Origin of the sequence: Micromonospora sp. DSM 45708 (assembly GCF_039566955.1) — a bacterium.
In the GTDB taxonomy this organism is placed as follows: domain Bacteria; phylum Actinomycetota; class Actinomycetes; order Mycobacteriales; family Micromonosporaceae; genus Micromonospora.
Map to the genome: position 1 here is coordinate 4,031,190 of NZ_CP154796.1, position 18,331 is coordinate 4,049,520.

The following is an 18,331-nucleotide window of genomic DNA, read 5'->3' on the forward strand; positions in this document are numbered from 1 at the left end:
GGCCGCGCGGCGTCTGCCGCGCGGCCCCTCTCGTCGTCGGTGCCCGATCAGCGCGGCAGCGGCACCTCGGGGCGACGCAGCTCGGTGAAGCCGGTCTCCCGGGCGCGGGCGGCGGCGAGCAGCCCGGCCACGCAGGACGCGTTGGTGATCTCACCGGCCAGGACCATCCGGACCGCCTCGTCGAGATCGACGCGGACCACCTGGAGGTCGGCCTCCTCCTCGCGCCGGTCGTGCCGCTCCTGCGCCGGCACGTCGGCGAGGTCACGGGCCAGGAAGACGCGCACCACCTCGTCCGAGAAACCGGGTGAGCTGTGCAGGTCGACGAGCACGTCGACGCGCCCCGCGGTCAGGTCGGCCTCCTCGGCCAGCTCCCGCGCCGCCGCGGCGGCCAGGTCCTCCCCGCTGACGTCCATCAGCCCGGCGGGCAGCTCCCACAGGTGCCGGCCGACCGGGTGCCGGTACTGGCGGATCAGCACCACCTGGTCGGCGTCGTCGAGCGCCACCACCGCCACCGCGCCCACGTGCCGCACGTAGTCGCGGGCCGCGGTGCCCCCGCCGGGCATCGTCACGTCGTCGCTGACCACCGAGAAGATCCGGCCGGACCAGACGTCCCGGCGCGCGGTCACCTCGTAGCGGTGCTCGACGCCGCTCACTTCGCCACGCCGTTCTGCTCCGCCACGCCGTTCTGCTCCGCCGCGGCGGTCCGCTTCGGCGCGCGGGCCGGCTTCGCCGCGGCGGCTGCCGACGAGCCGTCCAGGTCGACCGGGAGCTGGTCGGACTCGGAGTACGCGACCGCGGCGCCCACGAACGCCGCGAACAGCGGATGGGGGCGGGTGGGGCGGCTCTTCAGCTCCGGGTGCGCCTGGGTGGCCACGAAGAACGGGTGCAGGTCGCGGTCCAGCTCGACGAACTCGACCAACCGGCCGTCCGGCGAGGTGCCGGAGACGGTCAGGCCGGCCTTGGTGAGCTGGTCGCGGTAGGCGTTGTTCACCTCGTACCGGTGCCGGTGCCGCTCGCTGACCTCGGTGCTGCCGTACGCCTGGGCGACGATCGACCCCTCGGCCAGCGTCGCCGGGTACGCCCCGAGCCGCATGGTGCCGCCCAGGTCGCCGCGGCCGGCCACGATGTCCTCCTGGTCGGCCATGGTGGCGATGACCGGGTGCACGGCCTCCTCGTCGAACTCCAGGGAGTTCGCCCCGTCCAGACCGGCCAGGTGGCGGGCCACCTCGATGGTCATGCACTGGAGGCCGAGGCAGAGGCCGAGCAGCGGGACGCCGTTCTCCCGGGCGTACCGGGCGGTGCCCACCTTGCCCTCGATGCCGCGCACCCCGAACCCGCCGGGGATCACGATGCCGTCGACGCCGGCCAGCGCGGCGGCGGCGCCGGCCGGGGTGACGCACTCGTCGCTGGGCACCCATCTGAGCTGCACCCGGGCGCGGTGGCCGAACCCGGCCGCCCGGATCGCCTCGCTCACCGACAGGTACGCGTCGGGCAGGTCGACGTACTTGCCGACAAGCGCCACGGTGATGGTGTGGCGCGGCTGGTGCACCCGCTCCAGCAGGTCGTCCCAGCGGGTCCAGTCGACGTCGCGGAACGACAGGCCGAGCCGGCGCACCACGTACGCGTCCAGGCCCTCGCGGTGCAGCACCTTCGGGATGTCGTAGATGCTCGGCGCGTCCGGTGCGGCGGTGACCGCCTCCCGGTCCACGTCGCAGTAGAGCGAGAGCTTCTCCTTGACCTTGTCCGGGATCTCCCGGTCGCAGCGCAGCACCAGCGCGTCGGGCTGGATGCCGATGCTGCGCAGCTGGGCCACCGAGTGCTGGGTCGGCTTGGTCTTCAGCTCGCCCGACGGCGCCAGGTAGGGCACCAGCGAGACGTGCAGGTAGAAGCAGTTGTCCCGGCCCAGGTCGTGCCGGATCTGGCGGATCGACTCCAGGAACGGCAGCGACTCGATGTCGCCGACCGTGCCACCGACCTCGGTGATCACCACGTCGGGGACCTGGCCGTCGGCGTCCGGGTCGGCCATGCCGAGGATCCGGGCCTTGATCTCGTTGGTGATGTGCGGGATGACCTGGACCGTGTCGCCGAGGTACTCGCCGCGCCGTTCCTTGGCGATCACCGCCGAGTAGATCTGCCCGGTGGTGACGTTCGCCTTGCCGGAGAGGTCACGGTCGAGGAACCGCTCGTAGTGGCCGACGTCGAGGTCGGTCTCGGCCCCGTCCTCGGTGATGAACACCTCGCCGTGCTGGAACGGGTTCATCGTGCCGGGATCGACGTTCAGGTACGGGTCGAGCTTCTGCATCACCACGCGCAGCCCGCGCGCGGTCAGCAGATTGCCGAGGCTGGAGGCGGTGAGGCCCTTGCCCAGCGAGGAGGCGACTCCCCCGGTGACGAAAATGTGCCTGGTCGTCCGTGCTGAAGGGGCCAAGGCCTGCTCCCGTGTCGTCCGTAGCGGTCGTGCGAACCGCCGTGCCGATCAGACAAGTGATCACGCGATCCACGGGATTCCACGGTAACACCTTCCGGACCGTGAGCCGGCGTCGCACCCGCTGTCGGCGCACGTGGGGCCCCGTCCGGCTTGATCAACTCCCGTGCGCCGGCGCGCGGACCACCGGTCGGCGCGCCCGCCACGGGTCAGCGGACCGGCGACTCGGCCGCTGGTGGGGCGGCCGGTGCGGGTACCCGGGCTCCCGGCACCGCGTCGGCCCCGCGCGTCGCCATCCCGGCCGGACGGCGGGACGCGTCACCCCCGGTGGACCCGTCCGGTCCCGCCGGGGCGCCACCCCGGCCGGGCACGTCCGCGCCGGCACCCGGGCCGGCCGAGGGGTCCGCGTCACCGGGGCCGCCCGACGGGCCCGCGCCGCCGGGACCGGACCCGTCCGACGGCGCCACGCCCCCCTCTCCCCCGGGCCGGCCGCTGTCGGGCAGCGTGCGGTCCGTGGAGTGGTCGAGCACCCGCAGCGCGGCCAACGCCGCCATCGGCACCACCAGCGCGCCGGCCGCGCCGGCCACGTCCAACGCGCTGCCGCCCAGCACACCGCCGAGCCCGGCGGCCACCCCGGTGCCGGCCATCGCCGCCCGGATCGCCGGGTAGATGCCGAACAGCCGCAGCAGCCCGCCCCACGGCTGGAGCAGGGCCAGCCAGACCAGCGCGGCGCCGGCCAGGGCCAGCACGGTGAGCGGGCTGTTCACCAGCGTCTGGAAGTTCGAGGTGCTGGACCGGTGCACGGTCAGACCACCGGTGCCGTCCCCGAGCGCCGCCAGGAAACGGCCCAGGCTGCCCCGCTCGGCCGCCGGCCGGCCCAGGTCGACGAGCGCGAAGCCGATGGTGACGGCCAGCCCGGCCATGGTGGCCCAGGCGAGGCGGCTGACGGTCAGCCAGCCGCCGCCACAGATCGCCGCGGCCACGCTCACCCCGGCGGTGAGCGCGATCGCGCCGATCGAATCCGCGCCCAGGTACGGGCTGCCGACGATCACCACCGCGGTGCCAGCCACGGCCACCATGACGGTCGGCCGCCAGGTGCGGCGTACCCGCTGGGCCAGCCAGCCCCCGCACAGCAACGACCCGGCGATGAACACGCCCAGGCCGACGGTGCCCAGGCCGGCGTACCGGCCGCCCTCCAGCGCGGAGTATCCCACCACGCCGTTGAGTTGCAGTCGGGAGCCGGTGAGCACGTCCACGCCGACCACCAGCGTGGCCAACCCGGCGACCGCGCCGAGCGGCCCCAGCGTGCGGTCGTGGCCGGGGGCGAACCGGACCACGGCCGTGCCACCGACGATGAGCAGGGCGGTCACCGAGGCGAACCACCAGCCCGCGTGGGTGCCGCGCCACCAGGGCACGGCGTCGGCCAGCAGGGCCGCCGGCACCGCCAGCGCGGCGGCGACCAGCAGCAACTCCACCACCGCGACCACCCGCCGGGACACCGGCTCCGGTCCGTGCGGGCCGGCGAGCCGGCGGGCCCGCCGCAGCAGCGGCAACACCGCCACCGCGAGGGCCATCTGGGCGGCGGCCAGCAGCGTGAAGAACCAGCCGGCGACCCGGCGCTGGGCAGCCGCCTCCCGGTCGGCGTCGGCCGGCGCGGTGATCGCCTCCCGCAGGTCGCCCGGCCGGTCGTCGACGGTCACCGCGGGCCGGCCGAGGAACAGCCGCTCCGGCATCGGCCGGCCGAGCGCGGCGAGTGCGGTCGGGGCCAGGTCGACCAGTTGCAGGTAACCGGCCCGGGCCGTGCTCGGCGACGTCAACCAACCCCCGTCCCAGCCCGGACCGTCCGCGACGGCGACGTGCAGCCGCGCCGGCGTGTCGGTGTCGGAGACGCCGGCGACGAGCACCAGCGACTGCGGCGGCCGGGCGGCGAGCACCCGGGCCAGCCGGGCGTCGGCCTGGCGGGCCTGGGCGGCCCGGACGGCCGGATCGTCGTCGTCGACAGTGCCCACGTCGACGATGCTCAGCACGCAGGAGCCGAGCAGCTCCGTCGGGTCGTCGGGCAGCGCCGGCTCGTACCGGTCGACGCGGCCGAACGGGCGGGCGGCGGCCACCGCGGCGCCCGGCCCGACCGCCACCGAGCAGCGCACCGACTCGGCCAGCGCGCCCGGGACCGCGCCCCAGGCGAGCTTGTTCTGGTTGTGGGCGACGACGCCCTGCTGGTCGGGCAGGTTCGCGCCGATCCCGTCGGGCTGCTCGACGGTCACCCCGGTGGCCGGGCAGCCGCCACCCGGGCGGCTGCCGTTCCAGGCCGCGAAGTTTCCCGCGCCGAGCGTCAGCCAACCGTCCACCGGGCAGGTGGGACGGTGCGCGGAGCGCACCGAGAGGGAACCGATCGCCCCCTGCTCGGCCATCCGCCACAGCGTCGGCGTGTTCTGCGGGTCCACGTCGTCCCAGCGCAGGCCGGCCGCGCCGACCAGCACCACGAAGTCGGCGCTGCGCCGGGGCCCGCCGTCGTCCGGGCGGGCGGCCAGCGCGGTGATGCCCAGGGCCACCACCACCAGGGTCAGCAGCACCGGGGTCAGTCTGCGCAGCATCAGCGGTTCCCCGTGGAGTGCTGTGGCGTCAGCTCCGCGTACAGGTCGGCGAGCGCGGCCACGGTGTCCGCCTCGGTGGGCCAGGTCGCGGCGCGGGCCGCGCCCCGGCGGCCCAGGTCGGCGCGGCGGGCCGCGTCGTCGAGCAGCTCGCGCACCGCCGCGTCGACCGCGTCCACGTCGCCGGCCGGGACCAGCACCGCGGCGTCGCCGACCAGCTCCGGCAGGCCACCGACAGCGGTCGCCACCAGCGGTACGCCGGCGCGCAGCGCCTCCTGCGCGAACAACTGGCGGGCCTCCCAGTCGCTGGTGACCACCGCCAGGTCGGCGCCGGCCAGCAGGTCCGCCACGTCGGTGCGGTGCCCGAGCAGGGTCACCGGCGCGCGGGCGGCCGAGATCCGCGCGGCCAGCGGCAGGTAGGCGGGTCCGCTGCCGGCGATCACCACCGCCGGGGCGGGTACCCGGGTCCGCCACCGGGCGGCGGCGTCGATCAGCACGTCGTACCGCTTCTGCGGGTGCAGCCGGCCCACCGAGAGGATCAGCGGACGGTCGGCGGTGACGCCGAACTCGGCCCGCACCGCGGCGCGGCGGCGACCGGGCGGGGGCAGCGTCGGCGCGGCGACCGGCGCCAGCCGGGCGTCGGCGGCACCCAGCGCGGCGGCCCGCTCGACCAGGTCGGCGGAGGCCCCGAGCGCGACCCGCACGGAGCGGGCGACGACGCGTTCGACCAGCCGGGACAACGCGCCGCGCAGCCCGCCGGCGAGCACCGCGTTGTGCCAGGTGACCACCAGCGGGACGGTGGGCCGGGCGAGCGCGGCGACCAGGCCGGCCCGCAGGCCGTGCGCGTGCACCACGTCGACAGGCGTCTCCGCCAGCGCCCGGCGCAGCGCGGTGACCGCGCGCGCGTCGCCCGGGGTGGGGCTGGCCGGGATCTCCACCGGCGTGAACCGGGCGCCCGTGCCGGTGAAGTCGAACTGCTGCTGGGTGGCGGCCGGTCCGCAGACCAGCACCGACGCGCCGGCCTCGGTCAGCCCGCGGGCGACCGACCGGACGTGCTGTCCCACCCCGCCGGTGCTGGAGGCGAGCACCAGGGCGACCGACCCGGGCCAGCGCGGTGCCGGCGAGGCGTCCGTCATGAGGAAACGATCTCCTTTCCGTCGCCCCGCTCGCCGGGGTGCTGGTCCGCCGGCGGGCCGTCGGCCGGGCGCCGGCGACGCAGCCGGCGGGTCACGGTCGCGAGCAGCGGCCGCAGGTCGCGGGCGTCGGTCAGCCAGGCGACGGCGAGGAACAGGACGCCGACCACGACCCCGGACAGCATGCCCTGCGCGAGGGCCGCGAGCGTCGTCGGGGTCCCGTCCCCCAGCCCGTCGAGCCCCCGGGCGGTGGCCGCCCCGCCCGCCGCGGCGACCACGGCGGCGAGCAGTCCGGCCGCGCCGGCCCGGCCGATGCCGGCCAGCGCCTCCGGGCCGGCGGCACGCCGCACGGCGGCGACCAGCAGCGCGCCGAGCAACAGCATCCCGGCGGAGGTGGCCAGCGCCACCGCGGGCACCCGGTCGGCCAGCGGCAGCGCCTGGCCGAACAGGACCGCGAGGGCGGGCACGCTCAGCCAGCCGAGCGCGGTGGCGACCGTGGCGGAGCGGGTCTCGCCGCGTGCGTAGAGCGCCCGGGTGAGGACCGCGAACAGGCCGTAGCCGAGCAGGCCGGGGGCGAAGCCGGCGATCCCGGCGGCGGCGGTGCGCGCGTCGACGGGGTCGGGGAAGAAGAAGTGCCCGACCGGTAGCGCGGTGCCGGCCAGCGCGGCGGCGCCGAGCAGGCTGAACAGCACGACCCCGCGCGCCGCCGGGGCCAGCGTGTCGCGGTAGGCGCGCTCGTCGCCGCCGGCCCGGGCCGCCACCAGCGTCGGGTACGCGGCCACCGCGAGCGGCACCGCCAGCACCGACCAGGGCAGGAAGTAGACGGTCTGGGCCAGGTTGTAGACGCCGACGTCGGCGACCCGGCCGTAGGTGACCTGGTTGAGCGCCACGACCAGGGCGATCTGCTGGGCGGCCACGGTGACCACACCGGCGACCACCAGGCCGCCGACCCGCGCCCGGGCGTCGACCGGGAACCGGTAGCCCGGCCGGAGCCGCAGCCGCAGCCGACGCAGCGGGATCAGCAGGGACAGCGAGAGCACCACCACACCGAGCGTGGTGCCGCCGGAGAGCAGCAGCTCCCCGCCGCGGCCGACCTCGCCGATGCCGGCCCGCCGCCCCTGCACGGCGGTGAAGGCGAGGTAGACCGCGATGACGGTGATGCTGGACAGCAGCGGCGCGAGCACCGGCCAGGCGAACCGGCGGTGCGCCTGGAGCACCCCGGTGAGCACGATGCCGATGCCGTAGAGCGGCAACTGGGGCGCGAAGACCCGCAGCATCCGCGCCCCGGTCGCCTGCTGGGCCGCGTCGAGGCCGTGCCCGAGCAGGCCGGTCAGCGGTTCGGCGAGCAGCGCCACCAGCACCGCCAGCGGGACCAGCAGGCTCAGCGTCCAGGTCAGCAACGCGCCGGTGGTGGCGGCCACCGCCCGCCGGTCACCGGCGGCGACAGCGCCGGCCAGCAGCGGTACGACCAGACTGGCCAGCGCCCCACCGGCGACGATCTCGAAGATGACGTTCGGGACGTAGTTCGCCACCAGGTAGGCGCCGCCCAGGTCGGTGGGGGCCAGCGTCCAGGTGAACACGGCGGTGCGGCCGAAGCCGGCGAGCCGGCTGACCACGGTGAGCACGGCGATGAGGGCAGCCGCCCCGGCGACGCGGCCGACGGCGGCGAGGGGTGCCGGTTTCGTCACGTCAGTCGGCGAGCCGGCCCAGCTCGTCGAGGTGCCGCAACCCCGGGGTCCGCTGGATGACCTGGGTGAAGCTGACCTTCTCGCTGGCGGCCGTGAGCGCGGCGAGCACGGCCAGCACGCCGGCCCGCCCGAGCGGCCCGGTACGCGCCGCGAGGCTCACGCCGAGCAGCGCGCCGAGCGCGTTGGCGCCGCTGTCGCCGACCATCACCCGCTCGCCCAGGTCGTCGCGCAGCAGGCCGGCGGCGGCGCCGACCGCGCCCGCCGCGATGCCGCCGTACTGGCCGGTGGACAGCGGCGCGCCGAGCAGCAGGCCGGACTTCAGTGCCCGGCCGGGGCGCAGGTCGAGCAGGTTGACCAGGTTGGCGGTGCCGGCCACCACGCCGGCGCCGAGCAGCACGTCGACCCCGCGACCGAACGTGCCGGCCCGTTGCCGGCGCGGATGGGCGGCGACCCGCCGGTCGGCGGCGAGCAGCGCCGCGGCGCCCAGCCCGGCGGCGCCCACCCCGACGACCTTGACCAGCCCGGCGGTGACCCGCCCCGCGCGCAGCGCGGCGAGGTGACCGGCGAAGCCCTTGGCGGCCTTCTGCTCCGGGCGCGCGCCGACCACGTCGTCGTAGAGCCCGACCGCGCCGGCGCCGACGCCGGCCAGCAGCGCGGCGGCGCCGGCCGGGGCGCTGCCGGCGCCGAGCGCGCCCGCGGTGGCGGCGCCCACGGCCAGGGCCGGGCCGGCGGCCAGGGTCACGGTGCGGCCCCGGAAGTTGGTGCGCTCCAACGCCGGCGCGCTCGGCGACGTGCGCACCTCCCGCAGCGCGTAGCGGGCGGCCAGCACCCCCGTGCCCACGGCCAGCAGCCGACCCAGTCTCACGCGACCCCTCCTGATCCGGACTCTCGACGCGACCCGGCACGGACCTCCACGGCCCGGCGCGGTCACTGGGGCAGTTTAGGCAGCCGGGCGGCGGCGTTGTCGCCCACGCCGTACTGGCCGGCCTTCTTGCCGGTGAGCTGCTCGGCGAGGGCGAGGCTGGTGACCAGCTGCCCCTGCACGGTGTTGGCGTTGTCGACAGTGGAGATGGTCTGCGACAGCACCGGGTCGCCGCGGACCACGGCCACCAGGTTGCCGCCGGTCGAGCCCATGCCGGCGACCACCACCGCGCCGGCGCGGTCGAACTGCTCGGCGACCTTCACCACCGACTCATCCTTCTTCGCCGAGTCCTTGTCCACGTACGGCTGGCCGGTGACCAGCACGACCGCCTCGGCGGCGCCGGAGATCCGGTCCTCCGGGGTGAGGTAGCCGGCCTCCGCGTACTTCTGGAGCACGCTGCGCCGGTCGGCCTCGCTGACCGCCGGGCTGCCCACCGGGCGGTCCAGCAGGACGTTGGCCAGCAACGCGCTGGACGTCTCCACGCCGTGCCCGTTGCCGGGGAGGTTGGCGGTGGGTGCGCTGTTCGGCCGGGCGGCGGTGACGGCCAGCTCCAGCAGGTTGTTGTTGCTGTCCGGGTTGACGAACTTGTCCTGCACGGTGACGCGGCCGGTGACGTTCGCGCCGGCGGTGCGGAGCATGTTCACCACGCCCTCGGTCTGGTCCCGGCCGCTGGGCAGTGTGAGCACCACCACCCGCCGGCCGGCCAGCTTGCCGGGCAGGACGAACTGCGCCGTCTCGCCGACGAACTCCTCCTCGGTCTTCAGCTGATTCTGCATGTCGTTGACCGACTGGCGCATCAGCGAGTTGTCCTTGCGCAGGCCGTTGACGTTCTCCCGGAGCGAGTCGGCGACCGGCCCGTTGAGGGCGGCTGTGCCGACCACCAGGCCGATCGCCAGCGCGAGGAAGACCGCGGTCAGGGACACCACGTGGTAGCGGAAATTGATCACGCTTGCAGCCTCTTGATCGTCGGGGGGCTAGAAGAGCTGGCCGAGCTGGAACACGAAATTGTCCCACCATTCGGAGACCACGCCCAAGTACGCCTTCCCGACGGTGGAGACCGCCACCGCGGAGGCCATCGCGGCGACCGCCGAGAGGACCAGCAGCAGCAGCGAGGACCCGGAGATGCTCTGCCGGTAGAGCCGGCTGACGCCCTTGGCGTCGACCAGTTTGCCGCCCACCTTCAGCCGGGTGAGGAACGTCGACGCCATGCCGCCCCGGCCCTTGTCGAGGAACTCCACCAGGGTGGCGTGGGTGCCGACGGCCACCAGCAGCGAGGCGCCCTTCTCGTCGGCCAGCAGCATGGCCAGGTCCTCGCTGGTGGCCGCCGCCGGGAAGGTGATCGCGGGCACACCCAGGCCGTTGACCCGGGCCAGACCCGGGGCCCGCCCGTCCGGGTAGGCGTGCACGATCACCTCGGCGCCGCAGCGCAGCACGTCGTCGGTGACCGAGTCCATGTCGCCGATGATCATGTCGGGGGTGTAACCGGCCTCGACCAGCGCGTCGGCCCCGCCGTCCACGCCGATCAGCACCGGCTTGAACTCCCGGATGTAGGGCCGCAGCACGTCCAGGTCGGCCTTGTAGTCGTAGCCCCGGACCACGATCAGGCAGTGCCGGCCCTGCATCTGGGTCTGGATCTCCGGCACGCCGACGCCGTCGAGCAGCAGGTCGCGTTCCTGCCGGAGGTAGTCCATCGTGTTGGCGGCGAACGCCTCCAACTGCACCGACAGGCCCTCCCGGGCGTCGGCCATCGACTTGCCGACCGTCTCCGCGTCCTGCAACGCGCCGTGCGCGACCGGCTCCGTGCCCACGAAGACGGTGTTGCCCTCGATGCGCACCAGGTCGCCCTCGCGGACCTGCTCGAAGACGCCCTCACCGAGATCGTCCAGGAGCGGGATGCCGGCCGCCACCAGCACCTCGGGGCCGAGGTTGGGATAGCGCCCGGACACCGACGGCTTGGCGTTGAGCACCGCGGCCACCCCCACCGCGACGAGCGAGTCGGCCGCCACCCGGTCCAGGTCGACGTGGTCGATGACCGCGATGTCACCCGGACGCAGGCGGCCGACCAGCCGTTTCGTCCGGCGGTCGAGGCGCGCGGTGCCGAGGATCGAGCCCGGTTCCGCGTTCCGGGTCCGGCGCAGTGTGGGTAGACGCATCGTGACCATCCTGGCATGTGGGGCAGGTTCTGCTGTCGCGACATGCTGAGCAGGGCCGCCTACCCAGGGAAGCACACCGGAACGCGCCCCGGTGTGCTTGCGCTCACAATCGGGGTATCACGGACGCCTTTCCTTCGCGGCCACGGCCAGGAGCTCCTCGGCGTGGGCGATACCCAGATCGGAGTCCGGCAAACCGGCGAGCATCCGGGCCAGCTCCCGGGCCCGCTCGGTGTCCTCCACCACCCGTACCCCGCTGGTGGTCACCGCGCCCCCGGTGTCCTTCGCCACCACCAGGTGCCGGTCGGCGAACGCGGCGACCTGGGGCAGGTGGGTGACCACGAGCACCTGGTGGGTGCGCGCCAACCGGGCCAGTCGCCGGCCGATCTCCACCGCCGCCTGCCCGCCGACACCGGCGTCGACCTCGTCGAAGACCAGCGTGGGTGGACCGCCGGAACCGGCGAAGACCACCTCGATGGCGAGCATCACCCGGGACAGCTCACCGCCGGAGGCGCCCCGCTGCAACGGCAACGACGGCGCTCCGGGATGGGCCAGCAGCCGCAGCTCGACCTCGTCGGCGCCGTCCGCGCCGACGCCCGCCTCGACACCGTTGACCGGCAGGGTCGGCTCGGACCGCCCGGCCGCCCGGGGCAGCACCGCCACCTCGATCCGGGCGTGCGGCATGGCCAGCCCGGCCAGCTCGACGGTGACCTGCTCGGCGAAGCGGACCGCGGCCTCCTGCCGGGAGGCGGAGACCCGGCCGGCGAGGTCGGCCACCTCACCGGCGAGCCGGGACGCCTCCCGGTCCAGCTCGTCCAACAGCTCGTCGGAGGTGTCCAGTTCGGACAGCCGGGTGCGGGCCCGTTCGGCCCAGGCCACCACGCCGTCCACGTCGTCGGCGTACTTGCGGGTGAGTCCGCGCAGCGCGGCCCGTCGCTCGTAGATCGTCTCCAGCCGGGCCGGGTCGGCGTCCAGCGCGGTCAGGTAGGTGGACAGCTCGGCGGCCACGTCGGTGACCAGCGTGGCGACCTCCTCCAGCCGGGCCGCCAGCTCACCGAGCGCCGGGTCGGTGCCGGCCTGCGCCTCCAGCGTGCGGCGGGCGGTGCCGAGCAGCACGGCCACGTCGGGGGTGTCGTCGGTCGCCTCCACGCCGCCGGCCACGCACTGCTGCGCCACCTGGGCCGCGGTGCGCAGCCCCTCGGCGTGCTCCAGCCGCTGCGCCTCCGCCTTCAGCTCGTCGTCCTCCCCCGGCTGCGGATCGACCCGGGTGATCTCGTCGAGGCCGAGCCGGAGCAGGTCGGCCTCCTGGTTGCGCTCACGGGCGTTGCGCCGCCGGTCGGCCAGGTCGTCGACCACCGTCCGCCACCGCGCGTACGTCTCGCGCAGCGCGTCCAGCAGCTTCTCGTGCTCGCCGCCGGCGAACCGGTCGAGCGCGGCCCGCTGCTCGGCCGGACGCAGCAGGCGCAGCTGGTCGGACTGGCCGTGCACCGCCAGAGCCTGCTCACCCACCTCGCCGAGCGTCGCCACCGGCATGCTGCGCCCGCCCAGGTGGGCCCGCGAACGACCCTCGATGGTGACGGTGCGGCTGAGCAGCAGCGAACCGTCCTCGTCGGGCTCGCCGCCGGCGTCGATGATGCGGGCGTGCACCGCCTCGGCCACCCGGCCGCGCAGCCGCAGCCGCCCCTCCACCACCGCACGGCCCGGCTGGGCCCGCACCCGACCCGCGTCGGCCCGGCCGCCGAAGAGCAGGCCGAGGCCGGTCACCACCATGGTCTTGCCGGCGCCGGTCTCGCCGGTGATGACGTTCATCCCCCCGGCCAGCGGCAGCGTGGTGTCCTCGATGACGCCCAGTCCGGTGATGCGCAGCTCTTCCAGCACAGCACCCGACAGTAGCCCCGCCGGGTGACAGTTGACCAGCCGGCACGGAAGGAGTGGTCAGCCGCGGTCGGATCGCCACGCCTTCCGGGAACCGGCGCGCTCGGGGAACCGGGGGTGGGTGTGGGTCGGGGCGCCGGACGTCGCCCAGCTCGTGCGCCGCCGCTTCCTCCGGCGGCGGCTCATCGACCTGTCGGCCCGACCGGGGTCGACACCCGACCGGGCACGGCGCGCCGGACCGCCCGCCGCGGCCGGCCGCGACACTCCGACACCCCGACCGTCGCGGCTCCGACCACCCCTGGCCGAACCCGCGACCGCCGGGCCACGCCACCTCCGCCGCGGCGGGCCTCACCGCCGCGGCCGGACTCACCTCGACGCGGCCCGACCCGCCCACCGTAACGCGCACCGGCGGACCCGGATACGTTGCTGAGCCGTCAATCAGCGGCGGTTGCCGCGCCAACCCTGCACGGGCAGGTCGAACTTGGCCACCAGCCGGTCGGTGAACGGGCGCGCCCGCAGCCGGACGATGCGCACCGGCAACGCGCCCCGGCGCACCGTGACCCGGGCGCCGGGCGGCAGGTCGTAGACCCGCCGGCCGTCGCAGCAGAGCACCGCGAGCGTGGTGAACGGGTCGACGGTGATGACGAATGTGGAGGTCGGCGCCGTGACCAGCGGACGGCTGAACAGCGCGTGCGCGCTGATCGGCACCAGCAGCAGCGCCTCCACCTCGGGCCAGACCACCGGCCCGCCACCGGAGAACGCGTACGCGGTGGAGCCGGTCGGGGTCGCGCAGACCACGCCGTCGCACCCGTACCGGGACAGCGGCCGGCCGTCCACGTCGACGAGCAGCTCCAGCATCTGGGCGCGCTCGCCCTTCTCCACGCTGATCTCGTTGAGCGCCCACGACTCGATGGTCGGCCCGCCCTCGAACTCGGCGGTCACGTCGAGGGTCAGCCGTTCGTCCACCGTGTAGTTGCGCGCGACCACGTCACGCACCGCGGCGTCCAGGTCGTTCATCTCCGCCTCGGCCAGGAAGCCGACCTTGCCCAGGTTGATGCCGAGCAGCGGCGCCTTGGCCGGTCGGGCCAGCTCGGCGGCGCGCAGGAACGTGCCGTCCCCGCCGAGCGCGAACACGATCTCCGCGCCCTCGGCCGCCTCCGGGCCGGTCACCGGCACCACGCCCGGCAGGTCGAGGTCGTCGGCCTCCTCGGCCACCACCCGCACCTCGAACCCGTTCGAGATCAGGTCGGCGGCGACCGCCCGGGCGTGCTCGGTGCTGCGTCGACGACCGGTGTGCGTCACCAACAGCGCGGTGCGGCTCACCCGGACACCTCCTCGGTCGTGGCCGCCGTCACGGCGGCACCCTGCGGACCCGCGGCCACCACCGCGCGTACCCGGTCGGGATCGGCGGCGGGCGCGTCCCGGCGCAACCATACGAAGAACTCGACGTTGCCGCTCGGCCCGGGCAGCGGGCTGGCCGCCACGTCGGCCAGGCCGAGACCGAGCCGCGCGGCGGCGGCGGCCACGTCGAGCACCGCCTCGGCGCGCAGCGCCGGGTCGCGCACCACACCGCCGGCGCCGACCCGCTCCCGGCCCACCTCGAACTGCGGCTTGACCATCAGCGCCAGGTCGCCGTCGGGCCCGGTGCAGCCGGCCAGCGCGGGCAGCACCAGACGCAGCGAGATGAACGACAGGTCGGCCACCGTCAGGTCGACCGGGCCGCCGATCGTCTCCGGCGTGAGGGTACGCACATTGGTGCGCTCGAAGACCCGGACCCGCCCGTCGGTGCGCAGCGGCCAGGCGAGCTGCCCGTAGCCGACGTCCACGGCCACCACCTCGGCCGCGCCGGCGCGCAGCAGCACGTCGGTGAATCCGCCCGTGGAGGCGCCCGCGTCCAGGCAGCGCCGGCCGCTCACCACCAGCCCGCCCGGCGCGAACGCGGCCAGCGCGCCGGCCAGCTTGTGGCCGCCCCGGGAGACGTACTCCTCGGTCGGGTCCTCGCCGGTGACCAGCAGCGGGTCGGCCGGGTCGACCATGGCCGCGGGCTTGCGCGCCGGCACCCCGCGCAACCGGACGCGCCCGGCCTCCACCAGCGCGACGGCCTGCTCGCGGGACCGGGCCAGACCGCGGCGGACGAGTTCGGCGTCCAAGCGGGTACGACGTGCCATCGGGTGTCCGTTCTCCGCCTCTGCTCAGGCCTGGTCGATGCCGGCCAGGGTCTCGCGCAGCGTCTCGTACGCCGCCTCGTACTGGGCGATCTGATCCGCCGGGGCGAGCGCCTCCGCGTTGGCCATGCCCCGCACCGCGGCGTCCACCGCCGGGTGTCGTGCCTCGCCGACCTCCTCGACCAGCACGGGGCGTACCCCCGGGGGCGGGCCGGGACGCGGGCCCGGCGGCGGACCGGGCCGGAAGGGCGCGGTCACGAACCGTCCGCCCGGCGGCCGGTGGCCTTGCGCGCCGGCCGGGCGGGCGCGGCGGGCGACTCACCGGCCGGCGTGCGCACCACCGCGGCGGCGGGCTTGCGCGCGATCGCCTTCTTGGCCACCGCCTTCTTCGCGACCGCCTTGGACGGCGCGGTCCCGCTCGAAGCCGGCGCGGATGTGGTCGGGGCGGTCGTGGCCGGCTCGGTGACCGGGGCCGGCCGGTCGGCCGGGGTCGCCGGCTCGACGGGCGTGCGCGCCTCCCGCAACTGCCGTTCCAGGTCGTGCACGCGACGGGTCAGCTCGGCGACCTCGTCGGCGGTGGCCAGCCCGACCGCGCCCAGCGCCCGGTCGACCTCGAAGCGGACCAGTTTGGTCAGCGCCTCCCGGTTCGCCAGGCCGGTGGCGACCAGTTCCTCGGCGAGCGACTGGAGTTGCCCGGCCGTCGCGCCGCCCTGACCGACGACGCGCATCACCGCGTCCTGCGCCTTCTTCCGGGGCGCCTCCGTCAGGCCCATGGCCAGCGAGAGGTAGGCGCGCCACGCGTCCTGCATGCCTGAGTCCTTCCACGGGGCGAGGTGTGCAGGTGCCACGCTACCGGGCACCGGGGACACACCATTGCGGTACGGTGCCGGGGAACGGCGTGGATCGTGGTGAGGAGACGACGTGGCCAGCGTGGACGACTGCCGCCAGGCGTTGCAGGACCTGGCCGACCGGCTCGACCGGCACGCCGAGGCATCGGGGAAGATCGACCTCGACCGCACCCTGGCCTGCCGGATCACCGATCTCGGCACCGCGTTCCACGGACGGCTCGAAGGCGGCCGGCTGGTCGGGCTGACCGACGGCGACGACCCGAAGGCCAAGATCGCGCTGAGCATCGCCAGCGACGACCTGATCGCCCTGGTCCACGGCAAGCTCGACATCATGTCGGCGGTGGCGTCCCGCCGGGTCTCCGTCAAGGCGAACCCGTTCGATCTGATGAAACTCCGCAAGCTGCTCTGAGCGACGCCGCCGGCTCAGCCGTCGAGACCGAACGCGGCCAGCGCCTCCGCCGCCGCCGGGGACCCGGCCCGCACCCGCGGGCCGGCCGGCGTCGACCAGGCCACCGCGCAGAGCGCCGCGAGCGCGTCCAACGGCCGTCCCGCGCCGTCGAGGGCCAGCTCCCCGCCGGTCGCCGTCACCGACCAGCCACCGGTTTCGGGTCGGCCGGGCACCGCCACCACGGCCTCCGCGTCGAACAGCCCCGCCAGATCGAAGGAGACGTACGCCGGCCGGCGCGGCTCCGGCGCCGCCAGCAGCTCGGCCGCGTCACTGACCCCGGTCAGCACCAGCAGGCTGTCCAGCCCGGCCCGGCGGGCGCCCTCGATGTCGGTGTCGAGCCGATCGCCCACCACCAGCGTGCGCCCGGTCCCGGCCCGGCGGGCGGCGGTGGCGAACAGCGCCGGCTCCGGCTTGCCCACCACCACGTCGGGATCCCGACCGAGCGCGGTACGCAGCACCGCCACCAACGAACCGTTCCCGGGCAGCGGACCGCGCGGGCTGGGCAGCGTGCGGTCGGTGTTCGTGGCGTACCAGGGCGCACCCGCCCGTACCGCCAGGGACGCCTCGGCCAGCTCGGACCAGCCGACCTCCGGACCGTAGCCCTGGGCCACCGCGGCGGGCTCCTCGTCGACCGTCGACACCGGCCGCAGGCCCACCGCGCGCAGCTCCGCCCGGAGCGCCTCCGCGCCGACCACCAGCACCGGCGCACCGGCCGGCAACCGGTCCCGGAGCAGCTCGGCGGTGGCGGCGGCGGAGGTCAGCACCTCCGCCGGCTCGGCCGGCACGCCCATGCCGGTGAGCAGGTCGGCCACCTCGCTGGAACGGCGCGAGGCGTTGTTCGTCGCGTACGCGACCGCCCGTCCCTCGGCGTGTAGCCGGCCGACCGCCTCGACCGCACCGGGGATGGGCCGGTCGATCAGGTAGATGACCCCGTCCAGGTCGAAGACCACCAGGGCGTACCCGTCGACCAGCCGTCCGTCCGCCCCGGCGCGGTCGGGGCGGGCCCGCTCCGCGCCGGGGCCGGTGTCGGTGGCCCCGGCGTGCCCGCTCACGGGCGCTCCGCCGCCTCGTTCCCACCCGGCGTGGTCCCGCCGGTCTGGTTCCGGTCGGTCCCGTTCCCGTTCCCGCCGGTCGCCGGCCGGTCATCGGCCTGGCCGGCGGGTGCGTCGCCGGTGGCGGCGGTGAGTGCGCCGGCCTCGGTGTCGGTCAGCTCGTCGTCCCCCAGGTCGCCGGCGTCACGGTCCCGGTACCCGGCCCGGGCCGCGTCACCGGCGCCGGGCGCCTCGGTGCGGTCGCCGGTCGGGCGGGCCTCTTCGTCGTCGTCCTCGTCGAGGTCCTCGTCGAGGTCCTCGTCTTCGTCGTCTTCGTCGTCGAGGTCGTCGTCCTCGTCGAGGTCGTCGTCGTCCTCGTCGGTCCGGCTGTCTTCGCCGTTCCGTTCGTCGTCGGAGTCGCGGTCCGTGGCCGACGAACCCGAGCGGACCGGGTCGCCGTCCGACTCGTCGTCCTCGTCGTCGCCCTCGATGACCACGCCGTCGAGCTCCAGCAGCCGCTCGGCGGCGTCGGTCTCACCGTCGGAGTCGATGTCGGAGGCGCGGGAGAACCACTCGCGTGCCTCCTCGCGCCGACCCACCGCGAGCAGCGCGTCGGCGTACGCGTAGCGCAGCCGCGCCGCCCACGGCTCGGCCGACTCGGCGGTCAGCTCGCGGACCTGGAGCATCGCCACGGCCGCGTCCTTCTGGCCCAGGTCGCCGCGCGCGCCGGCCGCCACGATCAGCAGCTCAATGGCGACGGCCTGGTCGAGCTTGGCCTGGTCGGCCCCGCGGAACAGGTCGATCGCCCGCTCCGGCCGGCCCAGCGCCCGCTCGCAGTCGGCCAGGACCGCGAGGTGGCTCTGCAAGCCGGTCATCCGGTGGTACGTCCGCAGCTCGGCGATCGCCGTCTGCCACTCCCCCGAGTGGTACGCGGCCAGTCCGACCGCCTCACGCACCGCGGCGATCCGCGAGGCGAGCCGTCGGGCGGCCATGGCGTGCGACAACGCCAGCGTCGGGTCCTCGTCGATCAGCAGGCCGGTCGCGACCAGGTGCCG

General features: G+C 75.6%; 16 protein-coding genes. 1 reads left to right on the plus strand and 15 read right to left on the minus strand.

The window, feature by feature from the left end:
• Positions 1-47 precede the first annotated feature (47 nt).
• From VKK44_RS16990 to VKK44_RS17050, 13 genes are all read right to left on the minus strand, one after another.
• Positions 48-653, minus strand: a complete 606-nt coding sequence (locus VKK44_RS16990) for an NUDIX hydrolase (protein WP_343442067.1) — start codon at positions 651-653, stop codon at positions 48-50.
• Positions 650-2,428, minus strand: a complete 1,779-nt coding sequence (locus VKK44_RS16995; RefSeq protein ID WP_343442068.1) for a CTP synthase — start codon at positions 2,426-2,428, stop codon at positions 650-652. The genes VKK44_RS16990 and VKK44_RS16995 overlap by 4 nt, the downstream gene beginning before the upstream one ends.
• Positions 2,429-2,634: 206 nt before the next feature.
• Complete coding sequence (locus VKK44_RS17000; RefSeq protein WP_343442069.1) at positions 2,635-5,019, minus strand: hypothetical protein; 2,385 nt, start codon at positions 5,017-5,019, stop codon at positions 2,635-2,637.
• On the minus strand, positions 5,019-6,152 hold the full coding sequence (locus tag VKK44_RS17005; protein ID WP_343442070.1) for a glycosyltransferase family 4 protein: 1,134 nt from the start codon (positions 6,150-6,152) through the stop codon (positions 5,019-5,021). The genes VKK44_RS17000 and VKK44_RS17005 overlap by 1 nt, the downstream gene beginning before the upstream one ends.
• Positions 6,149-7,837 (minus strand): murein biosynthesis integral membrane protein MurJ, encoded by a 1,689-nt coding sequence (murJ, locus tag VKK44_RS17010; RefSeq protein ID WP_343442071.1) that lies wholly within the window; start codon positions 7,835-7,837, stop codon positions 6,149-6,151. Before murJ ends, VKK44_RS17005 begins: the two co-directional genes overlap by 4 nt.
• Position 7,838: 1 nt before the next feature.
• Positions 7,839-8,702 (minus strand): hypothetical protein, encoded by an 864-nt coding sequence (locus VKK44_RS17015; RefSeq protein ID WP_343442072.1) that lies wholly within the window; start codon positions 8,700-8,702, stop codon positions 7,839-7,841.
• Between the two features lie 62 nt (positions 8,703-8,764).
• Positions 8,765-9,706: a copper transporter gene (locus VKK44_RS17020; RefSeq protein WP_343442073.1), complete on the minus strand. Its 942-nt coding sequence runs from the start codon at positions 9,704-9,706 to the stop codon at positions 8,765-8,767.
• A gap of 27 nt (positions 9,707-9,733) precedes the next feature.
• Positions 9,734-10,912: a putative cytokinetic ring protein SteA gene (steA, locus tag VKK44_RS17025; RefSeq protein ID WP_343442074.1), complete on the minus strand. Its 1,179-nt coding sequence runs from the start codon at positions 10,910-10,912 to the stop codon at positions 9,734-9,736.
• Positions 10,913-11,029: 117 nt separating this feature from the next.
• A complete protein-coding gene (gene recN, locus VKK44_RS17030; RefSeq protein ID WP_343442075.1) occupies positions 11,030-12,787 on the minus strand; it encodes a DNA repair protein RecN in 1,758 nt (585 codons plus the stop codon).
• Between the two features lie 435 nt (positions 12,788-13,222).
• Positions 13,223-14,107: an NAD kinase gene (locus VKK44_RS17035; RefSeq protein WP_343442076.1), complete on the minus strand. Its 885-nt coding sequence runs from the start codon at positions 14,105-14,107 to the stop codon at positions 13,223-13,225.
• The gene (locus VKK44_RS17040) at positions 14,104-14,952 is read right to left on the minus strand and encodes a TlyA family RNA methyltransferase (RefSeq protein WP_343442077.1); all 849 of its coding nucleotides are present in this window, start codon (positions 14,950-14,952) and stop codon (positions 14,104-14,106) included. The genes VKK44_RS17035 and VKK44_RS17040 overlap by 4 nt, the downstream gene beginning before the upstream one ends.
• 24 nt (positions 14,953-14,976) lie before the next feature.
• Positions 14,977-15,207, minus strand: a complete 231-nt coding sequence (locus VKK44_RS17045; protein ID WP_343442078.1) for a hypothetical protein — start codon at positions 15,205-15,207, stop codon at positions 14,977-14,979.
• Positions 15,204-15,758, minus strand: coding sequence for a hypothetical protein (locus VKK44_RS17050; protein WP_343442079.1), 555 nt, complete (start codon positions 15,756-15,758; stop codon positions 15,204-15,206). Before VKK44_RS17050 ends, VKK44_RS17045 begins: the two co-directional genes overlap by 4 nt.
• Positions 15,759-15,870: 112 nt before the next feature.
• On the opposite strand from VKK44_RS17050, the gene VKK44_RS17055 reads away from it, so the two are divergent.
• Positions 15,871-16,206 carry an SCP2 sterol-binding domain-containing protein gene (locus VKK44_RS17055; protein WP_343442080.1) on the plus strand — a complete coding sequence of 112 codons (336 nt, stop codon included), beginning with the start codon at positions 15,871-15,873 and terminating at the stop codon, positions 16,204-16,206.
• 14 nt (positions 16,207-16,220) lie between these two features.
• Here the strand turns inward: VKK44_RS17055 and VKK44_RS17060 are convergent, their stop codons facing one another.
• Both VKK44_RS17060 and VKK44_RS17065 read right to left on the minus strand, forming a co-directional pair.
• Positions 16,221-17,216, minus strand: a complete 996-nt coding sequence (locus VKK44_RS17060; protein ID WP_343447800.1) for an HAD-IIA family hydrolase — start codon at positions 17,214-17,216, stop codon at positions 16,221-16,223.
• Positions 17,217-17,293: 77 nt separating this feature from the next.
• Positions 17,294-18,268: a tetratricopeptide repeat protein gene (locus VKK44_RS17065; RefSeq protein ID WP_343447801.1), complete on the minus strand. Its 975-nt coding sequence runs from the start codon at positions 18,266-18,268 to the stop codon at positions 17,294-17,296.
• Positions 18,269-18,331: the final 63 nt, after the last annotated feature.